General features: G+C 75.4%; 19 protein-coding genes and 1 pseudogene. 14 read left to right on the plus strand and 6 right to left on the minus strand.

Features of this window, described 5'->3' with window-relative positions:
- Positions 1 to 38: 38 nt before the first annotated feature.
- The 7 genes and pseudogenes from JOD57_RS17575 to JOD57_RS17605 form a co-directional block, all read left to right on the plus strand.
- Positions 39 to 659: pseudogene (locus JOD57_RS17575) on the plus strand (TadA family conjugal transfer-associated ATPase); the annotation flags it as partial.
- Entirely contained in the window at positions 650 to 1,513 is an 864-nt protein-coding gene (locus tag JOD57_RS17580; protein WP_204693197.1) for a type II secretion system F family protein, read from the plus strand. The pseudogene JOD57_RS17575 and the gene JOD57_RS17580, both read left to right, overlap by 10 nt.
- Complete coding sequence (locus tag JOD57_RS17585; RefSeq protein WP_204693198.1) at positions 1,510 to 2,451, plus strand: type II secretion system F family protein; 942 nt, start codon at positions 1,510 to 1,512, stop codon at positions 2,449 to 2,451. The genes JOD57_RS17580 and JOD57_RS17585 overlap by 4 nt, the downstream gene beginning before the upstream one ends.
- A gap of 29 nt (positions 2,452 to 2,480) precedes the next feature.
- Positions 2,481 to 2,687 carry a hypothetical protein gene (locus JOD57_RS17590; RefSeq protein WP_204693199.1) on the plus strand — a complete coding sequence of 69 codons (207 nt, stop codon included), beginning with the start codon at positions 2,481 to 2,483 and terminating at the stop codon, positions 2,685 to 2,687.
- A gap of 85 nt (positions 2,688 to 2,772) precedes the next feature.
- The gene (locus JOD57_RS17595) at positions 2,773 to 3,132 is read left to right on the plus strand and encodes a TadE/TadG family type IV pilus assembly protein (protein WP_307824765.1); all 360 of its coding nucleotides are present in this window, start codon (positions 2,773 to 2,775) and stop codon (positions 3,130 to 3,132) included.
- Positions 3,129 to 3,590: a hypothetical protein gene (locus tag JOD57_RS17600; protein ID WP_204693201.1), complete on the plus strand. Its 462-nt coding sequence runs from the start codon at positions 3,129 to 3,131 to the stop codon at positions 3,588 to 3,590. The genes JOD57_RS17595 and JOD57_RS17600 overlap by 4 nt, the downstream gene beginning before the upstream one ends.
- Positions 3,591 to 3,696: 106 nt before the next feature.
- Positions 3,697 to 4,203, plus strand: coding sequence for an OsmC family protein (locus tag JOD57_RS17605; RefSeq protein ID WP_204693202.1), 507 nt, complete (start codon positions 3,697 to 3,699; stop codon positions 4,201 to 4,203).
- A gap of 169 nt (positions 4,204 to 4,372) precedes the next feature.
- On the opposite strand, the gene JOD57_RS25590 is transcribed toward JOD57_RS17605, so the two are convergent.
- Positions 4,373 to 5,566 carry a flagellin N-terminal helical domain-containing protein gene (locus tag JOD57_RS25590; protein ID WP_239568602.1) on the minus strand — a complete coding sequence of 398 codons (1,194 nt, stop codon included), beginning with the start codon at positions 5,564 to 5,566 and terminating at the stop codon, positions 4,373 to 4,375.
- A gap of 260 nt (positions 5,567 to 5,826) precedes the next feature.
- A complete protein-coding gene (locus tag JOD57_RS17620) occupies positions 5,827 to 6,057 on the minus strand; it encodes a hypothetical protein (RefSeq protein ID WP_204693203.1) in 231 nt (76 codons plus the stop codon).
- Between the two features lie 373 nt (positions 6,058 to 6,430).
- Between JOD57_RS17620 and JOD57_RS17625 the strand changes: the two genes are divergently transcribed.
- Positions 6,431 to 8,656 (plus strand): serine/threonine-protein kinase, encoded by a 2,226-nt coding sequence (locus JOD57_RS17625; protein ID WP_204693204.1) that lies wholly within the window; start codon positions 6,431 to 6,433, stop codon positions 8,654 to 8,656.
- Between the two features lie 255 nt (positions 8,657 to 8,911).
- Positions 8,912 to 9,979: a serine/threonine-protein kinase gene (locus JOD57_RS17630; protein ID WP_204693206.1), complete on the plus strand. Its 1,068-nt coding sequence runs from the start codon at positions 8,912 to 8,914 to the stop codon at positions 9,977 to 9,979.
- Positions 9,980 to 9,985: 6 nt separating this feature from the next.
- Here the strand turns inward: JOD57_RS17630 and JOD57_RS17635 are convergent, their stop codons facing one another.
- Entirely contained in the window at positions 9,986 to 10,579 is a 594-nt protein-coding gene (locus JOD57_RS17635) for a pentapeptide repeat-containing protein (RefSeq protein ID WP_204693208.1), read from the minus strand.
- Positions 10,580 to 10,611: 32 nt separating this feature from the next.
- Positions 10,612 to 10,848 (minus strand): hypothetical protein, encoded by a 237-nt coding sequence (locus JOD57_RS17640; RefSeq protein WP_204693210.1) that lies wholly within the window; start codon positions 10,846 to 10,848, stop codon positions 10,612 to 10,614.
- 53 nt (positions 10,849 to 10,901) lie between these two features.
- On the opposite strand from JOD57_RS17640, the gene cutA reads away from it, so the two are divergent.
- On the plus strand, positions 10,902 to 11,231 hold the full coding sequence (gene cutA / locus JOD57_RS17645; protein WP_307824766.1) for a divalent-cation tolerance protein CutA: 330 nt from the start codon (positions 10,902 to 10,904) through the stop codon (positions 11,229 to 11,231).
- Here the strand turns inward: cutA and JOD57_RS17650 are convergent.
- Together JOD57_RS17650 and JOD57_RS17655 are read right to left on the minus strand one after the other, a co-directional pair.
- Positions 11,228 to 12,130, minus strand: coding sequence for an NADP-dependent oxidoreductase (locus JOD57_RS17650; RefSeq protein ID WP_204693213.1), 903 nt, complete (start codon positions 12,128 to 12,130; stop codon positions 11,228 to 11,230). The two genes, cutA and JOD57_RS17650, sit on opposite strands and share 4 nt — an antisense overlap.
- 105 nt (positions 12,131 to 12,235) lie before the next feature.
- Positions 12,236 to 12,523, minus strand: coding sequence for a DUF6343 family protein (locus tag JOD57_RS17655; RefSeq protein WP_204693215.1), 288 nt, complete (start codon positions 12,521 to 12,523; stop codon positions 12,236 to 12,238).
- Between the two features lie 110 nt (positions 12,524 to 12,633).
- Here JOD57_RS17655 and prfB point away from each other — a divergent pair, with 110 nt between their 5' ends.
- The 4 genes from prfB to JOD57_RS17675 all read left to right on the plus strand — a co-directional run bounded on the left by prfB (position 12,634) and on the right by JOD57_RS17675 (position 16,583).
- Entirely contained in the window at positions 12,634 to 13,749 is a 1,116-nt protein-coding gene (gene prfB / locus JOD57_RS17660; protein WP_204693216.1) for a peptide chain release factor 2, read from the plus strand.
- A gap of 140 nt (positions 13,750 to 13,889) precedes the next feature.
- Positions 13,890 to 14,579 carry a cell division ATP-binding protein FtsE gene (ftsE, locus tag JOD57_RS17665; RefSeq protein WP_204693218.1) on the plus strand — a complete coding sequence of 230 codons (690 nt, stop codon included), beginning with the start codon at positions 13,890 to 13,892 and terminating at the stop codon, positions 14,577 to 14,579.
- 44 nt (positions 14,580 to 14,623) lie between these two features.
- Positions 14,624 to 15,508 carry a permease-like cell division protein FtsX gene (ftsX, locus tag JOD57_RS17670; protein WP_204693220.1) on the plus strand — a complete coding sequence of 295 codons (885 nt, stop codon included), beginning with the start codon at positions 14,624 to 14,626 and terminating at the stop codon, positions 15,506 to 15,508.
- Positions 15,509 to 15,557: 49 nt separating this feature from the next.
- Positions 15,558 to 16,583 carry an acyl-CoA dehydrogenase family protein gene (locus JOD57_RS17675; protein ID WP_204693222.1) on the plus strand — a complete coding sequence of 342 codons (1,026 nt, stop codon included), beginning with the start codon at positions 15,558 to 15,560 and terminating at the stop codon, positions 16,581 to 16,583.
- The last annotated feature ends 19 nt before the right edge of the window (positions 16,584 to 16,602 follow it).

Here is a 16,602-nt window from a genome sequence, read left to right on the forward strand (position 1 = left end):
GGAGCGAACGTTTCCGGTAACTACCGGGTCGTACCCAGGCGGGCAAGACGACCCTGCTGAACTGCCTGTGCGCGGCGATCCCGGCGCGGGAGCGGGTGGTCACCTGCGAGGAGGTCTTCGAGCTGCGGGTGCCGCTCCCCGACGTCGTCGCGATGCAGACCCGCCAGCCCAACCTCGAGGGCGCCGGTGAGATCCCGCTGCGCCGGCTGGTCAAGGAGGCGCTGCGGATGCGGCCCTCGCGGATCGTCGTCGGCGAGGTGCGCCAGGAGGAGTGCCTCGACCTGCTCATCGCGCTCAACAGCGGCCTGCCCGGCATGTGCACGCTGCACGCCAACAGCGCCCGCGAGGCCGTGGTGAAGATGTGCACGCTGCCGCTGCTGGCCGGTGACAACATCGGCCACGCCTTCGTCGTCCCGACGGTGGCGGCAAGCGTCGACCTGGTCGTGCACGTAGCCACCGAGCCCTCGGGGCAGCGGCGGGTGCGCGAGGTCGTGGCCGTGCCGGGCCGCGCCGAGGACGGCGTCGTGGAGCTGGCCGACGTCTTCACCACCCGGGACGGGCGACTGGTCCGCGCGGAGGGCTTCCCGCCGCACCCGGAGCGCTTCGCCGCGGCCGGGTTCGACCTGGCCGCGCTGCTCGAGGTGCCGACGTGGAGCTGACCGGGGCGCTGCTCGGGCTGCTGCTCGGGACGGGACTGCTGCTGGTGTGGCGCAGCGGTCCGCGGGCGCCGCGGCGCAGGACCGGTCCGCGCCCACCGGGACGCCGCGCGCAGCTGCTCGCCGCGGCCGGCCTGACCGGTACCAACCCGGCCCAGCTCGCCGCGCTGCAGATCGGGCTCGGGGCGCTGGCGCTGGTCGTCGTCCTGCTGACCACCGGCACGGTCACCGTGAGCCTGGCCTTCGGCGTCTTCGGGTTCGTGCTGCCGCACGTGCAGGTGCGCCGGCTGGCCACCCGCCGCCGCGCCGACCTGCGCGAGGTGTGGCCGGAGGTGGTCGACAACCTCGCCTCCGCCGTCCGGGCCGGGCTGTCGCTGCCCGAGGCGCTGTCGGCGCTGGGCACCCGCGGTCCCGAGGTGTTGCGGCCCCCCTTCCTGCGCTTCGCCGCCGACCACCGCTCCAGCGGCCGGTTCGGCGAGAGCCTCGACCGGCTCAAGACCGACCTCGCCGACCCGGTGGGCGACCGGATCGTCGAGACGCTGCGGGTGGCCCGGGAGGTCGGCGGCAGCGACCTCGGCCGGGTGCTGCGGACGCTGGCCGGCTTCCTGCGCGAGGACGCCCGCGCCCGCGCGGAGCTCGAGACCCGCCAGGGCTGGGTGGTGCAGGCCGCGCGGCTGGCCGTCGGGGCACCGTGGGTCGTCCTGCTGCTGCTGGCCACCCAGTCGACCACGCTGGTCGCCTACGACTCCCCGCTCGGGACGGCGCTGCTGCTCGGCGGCGGCGCGGTCTGCCTGGTCGCGTACCGGCTGATGCTGCGCATCGGGCGGCTGCCGCAGGACGTCCGGGTGCTCCAGTGAGTGCCGCGCTGGCCGGCGTGCTGCTGGGGCTGGCCGCGGCGGCCGGGCTGCTGCTCGTGGTCGCGTTCGCGCCGCCGTTCCGCGCGGTGCGGCTGGTCGACCGGCTGGCGCCCTACGTGCACGACACCCCGCCGCCGTCCCGGCTGCTCGGGACGGCGACCGAGCCCGGGCTGCTCACCGCCGCCCGGCGGGTGTTCGGCCCGGTGGTGGCCGACGGCGCCCGCCTCGTCGACCGGGTGCTCGGCGGCCGCTCCGCCGTCCGCCGGCGGCTCGACGCCCTCGGATCCGACCAGACGGTGGAGGACGTGCGCGTCGAGCAGGTCGTGTGGGGCGGCCTCGGCCTGCTCGGCGCCGCGCTGCTCGCGACGGCCGGGTCGCTGCTGGCCGGGAGCGTCAACGTGCTGTCGGTGGTGCTGCTGTGCGTGGCCGGCCTGCTCGGCGGTGTGCTCGGCCGCGACTGGTGGTTGACCCGGCAGGTGCACCGCCGGGAGGAGCTGCTGCTCGCGGAGTTCCCGGTGGTGGCCGAGCTGCTGGCGCTGGCCGTGACGGCGGGGGAGAGCCCGACCGCGGCGATCGCCCGGGTGACCCGTCTGTCCGGCGGTGAGCTGGCCCGCGAGCTGGGGAGCGCGCTGGGTCGGGCGCGGGCCGGGGTGCCGTTGACGGAGGCACTGCAGCAGGTGGCCGACCGCACGTCGGTCGACGCGCTGGCCCGCTTCGTCGACGGCCTGCTCGTGGCGATCGAGCGCGGCACGCCGCTGGCCGAGGTGCTGCGGGCGCAGGCCGCCGACGTCCGGGAGGCCGGCAAGCGCCGGCTGCTGGAGGCCGGCGGCCGCAAGGAGATCCAGATGATGGTGCCGGTCGTGTTCCTGGTGCTGCCGGTCACCGTCCTGTTCGCCCTGTTCCCGGGGCTGATCAGCATCGTCTCGCTGGCGCGGTGAGCGCCGTGGACCACGGAGGAGGACGACGGATGCGGGCCTGGGCCTGGCTGGTGGCGATCGGAGCGGTGCTCGCCGCGCGGCTGCGGAGCAGCGATCCCGAGCGGGGCGACGTGCCCGGCTGGGTGATGATCACGGTGATGACGGCGGCGCTGGTGCTGGCCATCCTCATCCCGTTCCGCGAGGCGATCGTCGCCGCGGTGACGAATGCGCTGGCCTCCGTCACCACCGGTGGGTGAAGGACCTCGCCGCCCCCCACGCTCGGCGCGGGCCCGTGCGGCGAGGCCGTTCCACCGGGTCGCCAGTGAGCGGGGGAGTGCCGTCGTGGACTTCGTGCTGGTGTCGGTGCTGATCGTGGTGCTGCTGCTGGCGGTGCTGCAGGTGGCCGTCTACGTGCACCTGCGCAACGTGGTGACCGCCGGCGCGCAGGCCGGCGCGCGGTACGCGGCCAACGCCGACGTGCCCACGAGCGCGGCCGCCGGGCGGACGCTGGCCGTGGTCGCCCGGGCGACGTCGGTGGACACGGCGCAGGGGCTGGTGTGCACGGCGGGCGAGGAGGTCGACGGCACCGGGTTGACGCTGGTGACGGTGCGCTGCTCGGGGGCGGTGCCCACGCTGCTGGCCGGGCTGGGGGACCTGCTGCCGCTGGCGGTCACCGGCCGGGCGGTGGAGGAGGCGCCGTGAGCTGGCTGCGGCAGCGCCTGGGCAGCGGTGAGCGGGGGTCGGCGATGGTGGAGTTCGTGTTCGTGGCGCTGGTGGTGTTCGTGCCGCTGGTCTACGTGGTGGCCGGGTTCTCCGCGGTGCAGCGCGGGGTGTTCGCCTCGACCGCGGCCGCACGGGAGGCCGGCCGGGCGCTGGCCACCGCACCCGACGTCGGCACCGGCCTGGCGCGGGCGGAGCGGGCCGCGCAGCTGGCCGTGGCCGACCAGTCGGTGGACGCGACCGACGTGCGGGTGGCCTACGCGCCGGCCGGTGCCGGGTGCGACACCGCCGGCGGCTACACCCCGGCCCTGCTGCCGGGCGAGGAGTTCTCCGTGTGCGCCACCGTCACCGTGCGGGTCCCGCTGCTGCCGGAGTTCGTCGACACCAACACCGCCACCGGCCAGTTCGTCGTCGAGACCGACCGCTACGTCGGCGGCTGACGCGGGGCCCGGCCGGTGTGACCCGCCCACGTCCCGGCCCCGCCCGGTCGCGCAGTGGGCACGCCGGTCGTGACCATGGGGGTGTCGCGACGACCAGGAGGCCGGGATGGACGCCGTCCAGCTGCGTGGACTGCAGGCACCGCTCAAGCAGCGCTACCGCGAGGAGCCGGCGTCGGCCTGCGCGCAGATGTCGGCCGAGGCGGACTTCTCCGACCCCGGCATCACCGCGACCGTGCAGACCTGGGCGGGGCCGGTCCGCGCCGGGCTGCACCCCTCCACCGGCGGTGACGGCAGCGACGCCTGCTCCGGCGACATGCTGCTGCAGGCACTGCTGGCCTGCGCCGGCGTGCCCATGCGCAGCGTGGCGACGGCGATGGGGATCGACATCCGCTCGGCCCGGCTGACCGCCCGCGGGGACCTGGATGCCCGCGGCACGCTCGGCGTCTCCAAGGAGACGCCGGTCGGGCTCGGGACCGTCACCGTGGACGCCGAGCTGGACACCGACGCCGACGACGACACCCTGGCCAGGCTCGGGCAGCTGACCGAGCGGTACTGCGTGGTGGCCCAGACGCTGGCCCGGCCACCGCACCTCACCGTCCGCCGCGCCGGGTGACGTGCGTCCGCGGCGCGTTCCCCGCTCGGAGGAGGCCGTGAGCGCACACCGCTGACGGCGGCCGGCGCGCCCCTGCACCAGCCGTCGTGCTGCCGAGCCGGCCCGCACGTCCGGCGCGTACGCCCGCCACGTGGGGTTGCGGGGACGCCTGCGGCGAGGTGCGTCGTGGTCACCGCAGCAGGGTGAGGACGAGCTCCGGAGCACGGGTGGCCTGGGCCAGCATCGCCGTCCCGGCCTGGCCGAGGATCTGGCTGCGGGTCAGCACGACCGTCTCCGCGGCCACGTCGGCGTCGCGGATCCGCGACTCCGACGCCGCGGTGTTCTCGATCGACGTGGTGAGCCGGTCGACGGTGTGCGCGAAGCGGTTCTCGACGGCGCCCAGGTACGCCCGCGCCGACGACACGAGGCCGATGGCCTCGTCGAGGAGGCGGATCGCGTCGGCGCTCCCGCTCCGCCCGCTGTAGGTGGGGGTCATCGCAGCCGCGTCGGCGGCGGTCGAGCCGGGACCCGGGGTCTGCCCGGTGAAGACGAGCTCGGTGGCGGTGGCGACGAACGGGATGAAGGTGGTCTGCAGTGCGGCCAGGGCCGCGGAGTCGAGCCGGTCGATGTGGTCCTGCGCCGTGACGGCGCCGGTGTAGTCGACCGACGCGAGGTCGAAGGACCGCCCGCCGTAGGACACCGTGCCGGTCAGCGCCCGGTAGCTGGCGGCGACCGTCCCCGCGGAGACGTAGTCACCGGCCAACGAGAGGCGACCCGGAGACGGCGTGCCCTCTGCGGCGGAGACGGCCGGCACCACCGTGGCCGGGACGCTGCCCCCGCTGCCGACGCCGACCGCGGCGAGCCCGAGGCCGGCGGTGTCCAGGCCGCGACCGGTCGGGGGGATGACCACGCGGACGGTCTCGGCGACGTTCGCCCCCACCTGGAAGAGACGGTCGTAGCTGCCGTCCAGCAGGGGGATGCCGTTGAAGGCGGTGGTGTGCGCGATGCGGTCGAGCTCCCGCTTGAGCTGCTCGATCTCCGTGCCGACGGCCTCCGTCGCGCGCGCGTCCACCACTCCGGTGCCGGCTGCCTGGACCGACAGGTCGCGCATCCGCTGGAGGACGGCCGAGACCTCACCGAGCGCACCGTCGGCGGTCCGGACGACGCCGATGCCGTCCTGGGTGTTGCGGACGGCCACGGTCATCCCACGGACCTGCGCGCGCAGGCCCTCGGAGATCGCCAACCCAGCCGCGTCGTCGGCCGCGCTGGTGATGCGCAGTCCCGACGACAGGCGCCGCAGCGACGCGGTCGTGGCCTGGTCGGTCCTCGCCAGCACGCGGTGGGTGTTCAGTGCCGCCACGTTCGTGGTGACCCTCAGTCCCATCCGGTGCCTCCGCGGTGTGCGACCCCGCCGCGTCCGTGCGGCAGAGCTGTCCCCTGGACAACGGCACCAGCGGCCGGTACTCGATCGGAACGCGCGTCGAATCGGTGGTCTGCTGCGTGGGGCGTGGCCGACGACCGCGGTGCAGGACGCCCCGGAGACCTCGCCGCGGACCGGTCCCGCTCGACGTGTGGACGACCTCCGGCAGACCGAGCTGACGGCGGCACGCTGGACCTGGCTCCGCGACGGGAGCGCCGGACCCGTCAGGGCTCGTAGGAGAAGCCGCCACCGAGGGCGGTCAGCACGACCATGCCGGTGAAGGCCAGGACGATGAAGGCCACCACGACCGCGAACAGCAGCCAGCCGCGCTCCTCGAGGCCGCGCTTCGGGGGCTCGGCTGCGTCGGGCGTGAGGGCGGCGGGGGAGTCCGGCACCTCGAGGGCCGGCGCGGAGTCCTCGGCGGCACGGGGCGGTCGGTCGACGGGCACGCTCATGACGACTCCCTGGGGAAGCCGGCCGTGGGGACCGGCGACCGGGCGCCGGCGGCTCGGCGCCCGGTCGCCACGCTAGGGCGACGGGGCGCCCGCCGGAGGGGTCGGAAGTCCCTCTCACCCCCGCTCCCGGCGCAGGAGCGGGGCACCCGGTGCGGACCCGCCCACGGCCGCCCGGTCACGGAGCGCGTCGGAGACGGCGAGCACGGTCACGCCGCGCAGGGACGGCAGCCCGGCAGGACCCGGGCAGGACGACCGACCCCGGCCGGGTCGCGGGGCCGAACTACGGTGCCGCCGCACGGGGCCGCCTCCCCGAGCGGGGACGCCGGCGGCCGGGACAGGCAGCATCGGGGACAGGCAGCATCGGGGAGCGGGGATGGAGCTCACGGCCGGAGCCGTCTTCGCGGGTTACCGCGTGGTGCGGCAGCTCGGGACCGGAGGCATGGGGTCGGTCTACCTCGTGCAGCACCCGCGCCTGCCACGGCAGGACGCGATGAAGATCATCCACCCGCACCTGTCCTCCGACGCCGCCTTCGCCAAGCGCTTCGAGCGCGAGGCCGAGCTGGCCTGCACGCTCGACCACCCGGCGCTCGTGCGGGTCCACGACCGCGGCTGCGACGAGGGCCGGCTGTGGCTGACCATGCAGTTCATCGACGGTTCCGACGCCGACCAGGTGCTCCGCCGGGACGGTCCCATGGCGCCTCCCCGCGTGGTGCGCATCCTCGAGGCGGTCGCCGACGGGCTCGACCACGCGCACGAGACGGGCCTGGTGCACCGCGACGTCAAGCCCGCCAACATCCTGCTGTCGAAGGACGGCACGAACGAGGAACGGGCCTTCCTCGGCGACTTCGGCATCGCCCACACCAGCGGGTCGACGCGGCGGCTGACCGACACCGGCGCCCTGCTCGCCAGCCTCCCGTACGCGGCCCCCGAGCAGCTGCTCGACCGCCCCATCACCGGGGCCGTCGACGTCTACGCGCTGGGCTGCGTGGTGTTCGAGCTGCTCACCGGGCGCCGGGTGTTCGGCCAGGACTCGCCGCTGGTCCTGATGGGCGCCGTCCTCGCCGGGCCGCGGCCGGAGACGTGGGAGGCGCTGCCGCCCGGCCGCACGGCCCTGCGCGAGGTGCTCCAGCGCGCCCTGGCGGCGGACCCGGCCGACCGCCACCCCACCTGCAACGCCCTCGCCGCCGCCGTCCGGGACACGCTCGCGCCGGTGCCCGCCACCAGCGTCGCACCGGTCCCCGCCCGGGCCGCGGCCTTCTCGGAGCCGTCCGCTCCCGGCTCCTGGCCGGCCCCGCCCGCGGGACCCTCCTCGTGGCCGCCGCAGACCGTCATCCAGCCCCCGGCCGCTCCCGCTGGGCAGTGGGCGGCGCCCGAGGCGCCGTACGCCGGTGCGCCGTACCCCGGTGCGCCGGCCGGGCCGGGGGGCGGGTCCGGCGGGACGTACCCCGGCGGTCCGCCCACCGGCGGGACGTACCCCGGCGGTCCGCCCACCGGCGGGACGTACCCCGGCGGTCCGCCCACCGGCGGGACCTACCCGGGTGGTCCGTACCCCGGTGGGTCACCTCCCGGCGGGTCGCACGCCGTCGGGACCGGCTCGCGGCCACGCCGTCGCTGGCCGTGGCTGCTCGCCGTCCTGCTGCTGCTCGCCGCGGCGGCGACCGGCGTCGTGCTCTGGCGTCCGTGGGCGCTGCAGGGCCCGGCCGCGGTGCAGGTGGACGCGCAGGCCGAGGGCGTCGAGGTCCGCTGGGAGCCGGTGGAGGGTGCCTCGGAGTACCAGGTGCACCGCGACGGCGTCCTCGTCGGCCGCTCGGACTCGACGACGTACCTCGACGCCGAGGTGGGCAGCGGTGTCCGCGCGACGTACTCGGTGGCCGCCGTCGCCGGGGACGGCGAGCGCTCGGACCTGACGACGGCGGAGACGGTGGTCAGCGCCCTGCGCCCCCCGGGCGACCTCACCGCCGAGGTCCTCGTGTCCGGCGTGTCCCTGTCCTGGACCCCGGTCGACAACGCCGAGCACTACGAGGTCCGCCGTGGCGAGGAGGTGCTGGAGACGCGGACCGCCGGCTCGTCCCTGCTCGACGAGGCCCCGCCCGCGGGCACCCACGACTACTCGGTCACGGCCGTCGACGAGGACGGCGGGGCTCCCTCGTCCACCGCGTCGTTCGTCCTGGAGGTCAGCCCGTGGCTGGCGGCCGCCGACCTCGCGGCGGCCTTCGACGACCTGCTGCCCGACGTGCCGGGTCCCGGCGGGTGGGGGGACTCCACGTGCACCGCCTTCGACCCGGTGCGCACGTCCCCGGCCGTCGCGGGGATCGGCTGCACCCTCCCGTCGGGGATCTACGTCGAGTACATCCAGTACCCGGACCAGGCCGCCGTCGACCAGCGGATCGCCCAGCTCGACACCATCGCCGACCCCGCGGGGCCGCAGGGCACGGAGCAGGGCGGGTGGTACCGGCAGAGCCCGCCCGGTGAGGGGCTGGCGTGGGAGGCGTGGGGCCTGACCGAGCCCGACCGGCGGCTGATGGAGATCTACGTCGAGTGGTCCGGTCACACCATCGCCGACCTCGACGCGGCCTGGTACTACGCCGCTCCCTGGTGACCCCGGCGGTCCCCGGACCCGACCGCGGGTCCTGGGGACCGCCGCCCGCGGCCGGACGGGGCTACCTTCGCCTCCTCGCGCCGCACCGTCCGGGGGGCACCGTGCACCTGACCCGAGCCACCGCCCCTCCGTGGCCGCGCCGTGCGCCCGTGCCGGCGCGCCGGGGGAGCGGTGCGGGGACCGGCCCGGGCGGGATCGGCACCGTGCGGGCGCTGGACCCGGCGCGGTCATGACCAGCGGGCGGAGGAGGCGGCCGTGCTGAGGCCGGGCGACGTCTTCGCCGGCTACCGCATCCAGGGCGTCATCGGGGAGGGCGGCTCCGGCGCGGTCTACCTCGCCGCCCACCCGCGGCTGCCGCGCCAGGACGCGCTCAAGGTGCTGCACCGGGCCCTGAGCCGGCACCCGGCCTACGTCACCCGCTTCCAGCGCGAGGCCGACGTCGCCTGCCGGCTGGACCACCCCTCGGTCGTCGCCGTGCACGACCGCGGGATGGAGGACGGCCAGCTGTGGATCGCCATGCAGTACGTGCAGGGCACCGACCTCGGCGCCGTGCTGCGCAGCACCGGGCCGCTGTCGCCGCGGCGCGCCCTCGCGGTCGTCGGCGCCGTCGGCGACGCCCTCGACCACGCGCACACCCACGGCCTGGTGCACCGCGACGTCAAGCCCGACAACATCCTGCTCTCGCGCACGTCCACCGGCCCCGAGCGCGTCATGCTCACCGACTTCGGCATCGCCGCGGTGACCGGCGGCCCGACGCTGACCGTGGCCGGCTCCTTCGTCGCCACGATGGCCTACGCGCCGCTCGAGCAGCTGGAGAGCCGCGGGGTCGACGGGCGCACCGACCTGTACGCGCTCGGCGCCGTCCTCCACGAGCTGCTCACCGGTGTGCGCCCGTACGCCGGCCTGTCGCTCGAGGCCGTCTACGCGGCGAAGGTCCGCGGCGAGGTGCCCGACCTGCGTGCCCGCCGCCCCGACCTGCCGCCCGGCCTGGCCGAGGTCGTCCGGCGGGCCATGGCCCCCGACCCGGCCGACCGGTTCCGCACCTGCGGGGAGCTGGCCGCGGCCGCGAAGCGCGCGCTGGACCCGCCGCCACCACCGTGGCAGCCGAGGGGGACGGTGGTCCTGCCGCAGGTCCCGCCGTCCCGGCGGCCGCCGCCGGCGACGCCCCGGCCGCTGGACCCGCCGACCCTGCCGCCCGGTGCGTCGGCGTGGTCCCCCGGTGCGACCGGGACGACGCCGCCGCGGCGGACGTGGCCGTGGGCCGTGGCGGCCGTCGTCCTCGCCGTGGCCGTCGTGCTCCTCGTCGTGTTCGCCCTGCTCTGAGGGCGCTCAGCCGACCCGCAGCCCCAGCAGCTGGGCCAGCACGACGGCCTGCTCGGCGCGGATGCGGGCGCCGTCCAGCGGGGTGGCGCGCGGGTCGAAGGCGGTCAGGTCGCTGCCGCGCAGGTCGGCCCCTGCCCAGCGGCTGCCCTCCAGCGCCGCGGCCGACAGGTCGGCGTCGGTGACCGTGGCGCCGGTGAGGTCGGCGCCGCGCAGGTCCACCTCGCGCAGCCGCACGCCGGTGAAGACGGCGCCGCGCAGGTCGGCGTCGACCAGGGTGGTGAACGACCAGTCCCCGCCGGTCACCCGCAGCGGCCGCAGCGAGCAGTCGGCGAAGGCGCTGCCCAGGAACGTGCAGTCGGTGAACTCGGCGGTGGTGAACGAGCAGGCGGTGAAGCGGCAGCTCCGGAACGCCGAGGCCTCGTGCCGGCCGGCGGACAGGCGGCAGTCGGTGAAGGTGCAGTCCTCGAACGTGGCGCCCACCGACTCGGTCTCGCTGAGGTCCACGTCGACGAACGTGCAGCGCAGGAACGACCGGCCGGACAGGTCCTCGGCGTACCGGTCCTCGCCGCGCAGGGTCTCGTCCTCCCGGGCCTCGGCCACGGCGCGACCCTGGAGACCGGGAGACGTCGGGGTCAGCCGCCGCGCTTCACCTCGGCCTGGACGATGCCGCCGACCGCCAGCCGCAGCGCCTCGCTGGAGCCGTCGCCCTCGGCGAGCGCGGCGCGCGCGTCCTCGGGCAGCAGCGCGGGGTCGACCTCGTCGAGCCAGGCCACGTCCTCGCCGTTGCGGCGGCCCACCCGCAGGCCGGCGTCGCCCTTGCGGATGACGTAGTGCTCACCGTCGATGTCGAGTGTCAGGTCGTCGCTCATGGGCAGGCCCTACCCCGCGCGGACCGCGGCACGCGCCGCGCAGGATGGCCGGCGTGGACAGCGAGGACGTCGTCGAGGTGGTCGTCACCGGTCCGGACGCCGAGTGGCTGGCCGGGTACACGCGGACGCTGGTCGGGGAGCGGCTGGCCGCCTGCGGTCACCAGCTCGCCGCGATCCGGTCGGTGTACCGGTGGGAGGGGCGGGTGCACGACGACCCCGAGGCCCGCGTCGCCCTGCACACCCGCCGCTCGCTGGTGCCGGCGGTCGTGGCCCGCACCGCCGAGCTGCACCCCTACGACGTCCCCTGCGTCATCGCGCTGCCGCTGGCCGGTGGCAGCCCCGACTACCTGCGCTGGGTGGTCGCCGAGACCCGCGCTCCCTAGGGGGTGAGCACGAGCTTGCCGCGCACGTGCCCCTCCCGGCTGACCCGGTACGCCTCGGCCGCCTGCTCGAACGGGTACGTGCCGGCGACCGGGAGCTCGAGGCGGCCCTGCGTGACCAGGGCGGCCACCTCCGCCAGCCGCGGGGCGGCGCCGGCGTTGCTCGTGGTCACCTGCACGCCGAGCTCGGCGGCACCGAAGTCGGCGATGGTCACGACCTTCCCCGGGTCCCCGGTGAGTGCGACCAGGTCGCGCACCGAGCCCTTGCCGGCGGTGTCGATCCCGCCGTGCACGCCGTCGGGTGCGATCTCCCGCACCCGGTCGACCAGCCCCTCGCCGTAGGTGGTCGGCAGCGCGCCGAGCGAGCGGACGAAGTCGGCGTTGGCCGGGCTCGAGGTCCCGATGACGCCGAGACCCCGGCTGACCGCGACCTGCACGGTGACGGTCCCCACCCCGCCGCTGGCCCCGTCGACGACGACGGTCCGCCCCGGCGCCAGCCCCAGCAGGTCGAGCACGCGGACGGCGGTCTCGCCGGTCACGCCCAGCCCGGCGGCCACCTCGAAGGAGACGTTCGGCGGCTTGGGCGCCCAGGCGGTGAGCACGGCGTACTCGGCGGCCGCGGCACCCGAGGTGAGCCCGAAGACCGGGTCCCCGACCTGCACGCCGGTCGTGCCGTCCCCGACCTCGTCGACGACCCCCGCGGCGTCGTAGCCGGGCACGGTCGGCCCGTCCGGCGCCCGGCCGCCGGCCATCATCCCGCTGACCTGCTTCCAGTCCAGCGGGTTGACGCTGGCCGCCCGGACGGCGATCCGGACCTGCCCCCGCCCGGCGTGCGGCTCCTCGACCTCCCCGACGGACAGGACGTCGGGCTCCCCGTACTGCGTGTAGACGACGGCGCGCACCTGCGGCTCCTCTGCGACGGCGGGACGACGGGACGACGGTCGCTGCAACCGCGGTCACCGTCCGCGCGTTCCCGCCGTCAGCCGGGCCCGCTCCGCGTCGCCCCGTCAGCCCGGCTCACCGCGGAGCTTGCGCCTGGCCACCACGACCAGGTCGACCAGCGCGACCGCGCCGAAGACGAACAGCAGCACCGCCGGCCAGGTGGGCAGCTCGGTGCGCAGCCACAGGACCCCGAAGACGACGCAGACGACGAGGCCGAAGCCGGCCAGCACCAGCCGCAGCGTCAGCGCCGACTGCGCCGGGGGCGCGCCGAGGAGACCCGCCGTCGGGTCGTGGTGGTCGGGCAGACCCCTGGCGTACTCGTCACGGGTCGGCCTGCGCCGGGGTTCGCTCATGCCCGCCCGGTACCCGGCCGGGGCCGCGGTCACCCGGCCCGGCGGTCCACGGGAACGGCCGCCGACCGCGCCGCCCGGCGCCGGGCCGCAGCGCACTACCCTGGATCGACGTGGCCGCAGACTTCGCCGTCGTCCTGGACGAGCTCGACACGACCCTGAAGTCCATCGAGGCCGTCCTCGACGTGGACCGCCTCCGCCGCGAGGTGGCCGACCTCGAGCAGCAGGCCGCCGCGCCCGACCTCTGGAACGACGTCGAGGCCGCCCAGGCCCTGACCTCCAAGCTGTCCTACCTGCAGGGGGACCTGCGCCGGGTCGAGGAGCTGCGCAGCCGGCTCGACGACGTCGGGCTGCTGCACGAGATGGCCGCCGAGGAGGACGACGCCGCGGTCACCGCCGAGGCGGAGCGGGAGCTGGAGAGCCTGCGCAAGGCGATCGACGAGCTCGAGGTCCGCACCCTCCTCAACGGCGAGTACGACTCCCGCGAGGCGCTGGTGACCATCCGGTCGGAGGCCGGCGGGGTCGACGCCGCCGACTTCGCCGAGATGCTCATGCGGATGTACCTGCGCTACGCCGAGCGGCACCGCTACCCGGTCGAGGTCTACGACATCTCCTACGCGGAGGAGGCCGGCATCAAGTCGGCCACCTTCGCGGTCAAGCAGCCCTACGCCTACGGCACGCTCTCGGTCGAGCAGGGCACCCACCGGCTGGTGCGCATCTCGCCGTTCGACAACCAGGGCCGCCGGCAGACCTCCTTCGCCGGGGTCGAGGTGCTGCCGGTCGTCGAGCAGACCGACCACGTCGACATCCCGGAGAACGAGATCCGCATCGACGTCTTCCGGTCCAGCGGCCCGGGCGGGCAGAGCGTGAACACCACCGACTCCGCCGTCCGGATCACCCACCTGCCCACCGGCATCGTCGTCTCCTGCCAGAACGAGAAGAGCCAGATCCAGAACCGGGCGGCCGCCATGCGCGTGCTCCAGGCCCGGCTGCTGGCCAAGCGGCAGGAGGAGCAGCGCGCGGAGATGGACGCGCTGAAGGGCGAGGGCGGCAGCAGCTGGGGCAACCAGATGCGCTCCTACGTCCTGCACCCGTACCAGATGGTCAAGGACCTGCGGACCGAGCAGGAGACCGGCAACACCGGCGCGGTCCTCGACGGTGACATCGACGGCTTCATCGAGGCCGGCATCCGCTGGCGCCGTCAGCAGGAGTCGGTCGCCGCGAGCTGAGGGAGGACGGCGCCGGGCGGCGTCGGCCGGCCGTCCTCCTGGGGTGGGAGTGGCTGCCGGTCACTCCCCGCGGGAACCGGCCCGCGCGTTCCGGGCCGAACCGGTCATCCTGGCGCCCGGGGCAGGTACCGTGGCCACTCGTGATCGAACTGCAACACGTCACCAAGCTCTACCCGGCCAGCAACCGGCCGGCCCTCGATGACGTGTCGACCGAGATCGACAAGGGCGAGTTCGTCTTCCTCATCGGCTCCTCCGGCTCGGGCAAGTCGACCTTCCTGCGGCTGCTGCTCAAGGAGGACGACCCCACGCGCGGCACGGTCACCGTCAACGGCAAGACCCTCAACGGCATGAGCAAGTGGCAGGTGCCCAAGCTCCGCCGCACGATGGGCTGCGTCTTCCAGGACTTCCGGCTGCTGCGCAACCGGACCGTGGCCGAGAACGTCGCCTTCGCCCTCGAGGTCATCAACAAGCCGCACCGCACCATCAAGCGGGTCGTCCCCGAGGTGCTGGAGATGGTCGGCCTCGACGGCAAGGCCAACCGCCTGCCGCACGAGCTCTCCGGTGGTGAGCAGCAGCGGGTCGCGATCGCCCGCGCGTTCGTCAACCGGCCGCTGGTCCTGCTCGCCGACGAGCCCACCGGCAACCTCGACCCGGAGACCAGCGAGGGGATCATGCTGCTGCTGGAGCGGATCAACCGCACCGGCACCACGGTGATCATGGCGACGCACGACTACCACATCGTCGACTCCATGCGCCGCCGCGTGATCGAGCTCAACGGCGGCCAGATCACCCGCGACCAGTCGCGCGGCGTCTACGGCGTCGGCCGCTAGACCCGGCCACCCCTCCCCGACCTGCGCCTCACGACAGGGAACCCATGCGCGTCAACTTCGTCCTCTCCGAGGTGGCCACCGGGCTGCGTCGCAACCTGACCATGACGGTCGCGATGATCCTGACCACGGCCATCTCGCTCGGCCTCATGGGCACCGGCCTGCTCATCGCCGGGATGATCTCCGACATGAAGGAGATCTACTACGACAAGGTGCAGGTCTCCATCTTCCTGGCCGACGGCGTCACCGACGAGCAGCGGTCGGCGATCGAGACCCAGCTGGCCGACTCGCCCGAGGTCGCCAACTACATCTACGAGTCCAAGGAGGAGGCCTACGAGCGCTTCCGGCAGCAGTTCTCCCAGCAGCCCGAGCTGGTCGAGAACACCCCGCCGGACGCGCTGCCGGAGAGCTTCCGGGTCGAGCTGGTCAACCCCGAGCGCTACGCGGTCGTCGCGGCGGAGTTCCCCAACGGGCAGAACGGCGTCGACCAGGTGCGCGACGAGGGCGACTTCCTCGACCGCCTGTTCAGCCTGCTCAACGGCGCCCGCAACGCGACGATCGCCGTCGCGGTGGTGCAGGCGCTGGCGGCCCTGCTGCTGATCTCCAACACCATCCAGCTGGCGGCGTTCAACCGGCGCAACGAGACCAACATCATGCGGCTGGTCGGCGCCTCCCGCTGGTACACCCAGCTGCCGTTCATCCTGGAGGCGGCGCTCGCCGGCCTGATCGGCGCGCTGCTGGCCGTCGGCGGGCTGGTGCTGACCAAGGTGCTGTTCGTGGACAAGACGCTGGCCGGGCCGATCAAGGCCGGGATCATCCCGCCGGTCGACTGGGGCGCGATCGCCACGATCAGCCCGATCATCACCGCGGCCGGCGTGGGCCTGGCCGCCGTCGCCGCCTACGTGACGCTGCGCCTCTACGTCCGGCTCTGACCGCACGCGATCCCGCGCGTCAGGGGCCGGGAGCGGGTAAGTGTCGGGCATGAGCGCGGTGGACGTCAGCGGGGTGCAGGAGCACGCGGCGGCCGGTGCGGAGGACGTGGACGTCGGGCGCGCCGACGTCCGGCCGGCCCTGCGCCGGCTCGGCGCCGTCGGGGCCCTCGGCGCCGAGGGCGACGACCCGACCAGGGCGCTGGTGTCCTCGGTGCGGCTGGTCCGCCAGGTGGCGGCGGTCTCCCTGGCCACGGCCTTCTCCATCTGGTCGCAGCGGATGGTGCTGGAGTACCTGCGCTTCTGCCCGCCGCCGGAGTCGGCGGCCGCCCTGGTGCGGCAGCTGCGGGCCGGGGAGGTGACCGGGGCGACCGCGCTCGCCCCGGCGGTGGCCGACCCCACCGGCCGCGGCGAGCTGCCCGTGTCCGCGCGGCCGGACGGCGACGGCTGGCGGCTGTCCGGGACGGTCGGCTGGGCGTCCAACCTCTTCGACGACGCGGTCGTCGTCGTCCCCGCGCGGGCGCCCGACGAGGGCCGGCTGGTGGTCCGGTTCCGGCGCACCGACGACGGCGTCACGCCCACCGAGCCGCACCGGCTGTTCGGGCTCAACGGCACCGGCACCGCCGGGCTGCACCTCGACGACGTCCGCGTGTCGCCCGAGCAGGTGCTCAGCGAGGACCTCACGTCGTTCATCGCGATGTGCCGGCCGACCAAGCTGCTCCTGCAGACCTCGCTCGCGGTGGGGCTGGCCGACGCCGCCCTGGCCGCCGCCGCGCGGCACGTCGGCGGCGTCCTGCGCACCGAGTACGACGACGTGGCCGCCGCCCGCGACGACGTCGGCCGCCGGATGGACGACCTCGCCGCCGACCGGGTGGGGGTCGGCCCCGGGGGCCTGGCCCGGCTGCGGCTGGCCGGCCTGGAGGTCGCCGCGGACGCCGTCCGGCTGGAGACGGCGGTCACCGGTGCGGGCGGGTACCGCGCCGGCACCGCCACCGCCCGCCGGGTCCGCGAGGCGGCGTTCCTCCCCGTGCAGGCGCCCACCTACGCCCAGCTCCGGCGCGAGGTCGCGTCGTCCTGACCCGGCAGTAACCTGGCGG

This window comes from Geodermatophilus bullaregiensis (assembly GCF_016907675.1).
Lineage (GTDB): Bacteria > Actinomycetota > Actinomycetes > Mycobacteriales > Geodermatophilaceae > Geodermatophilus > Geodermatophilus bullaregiensis.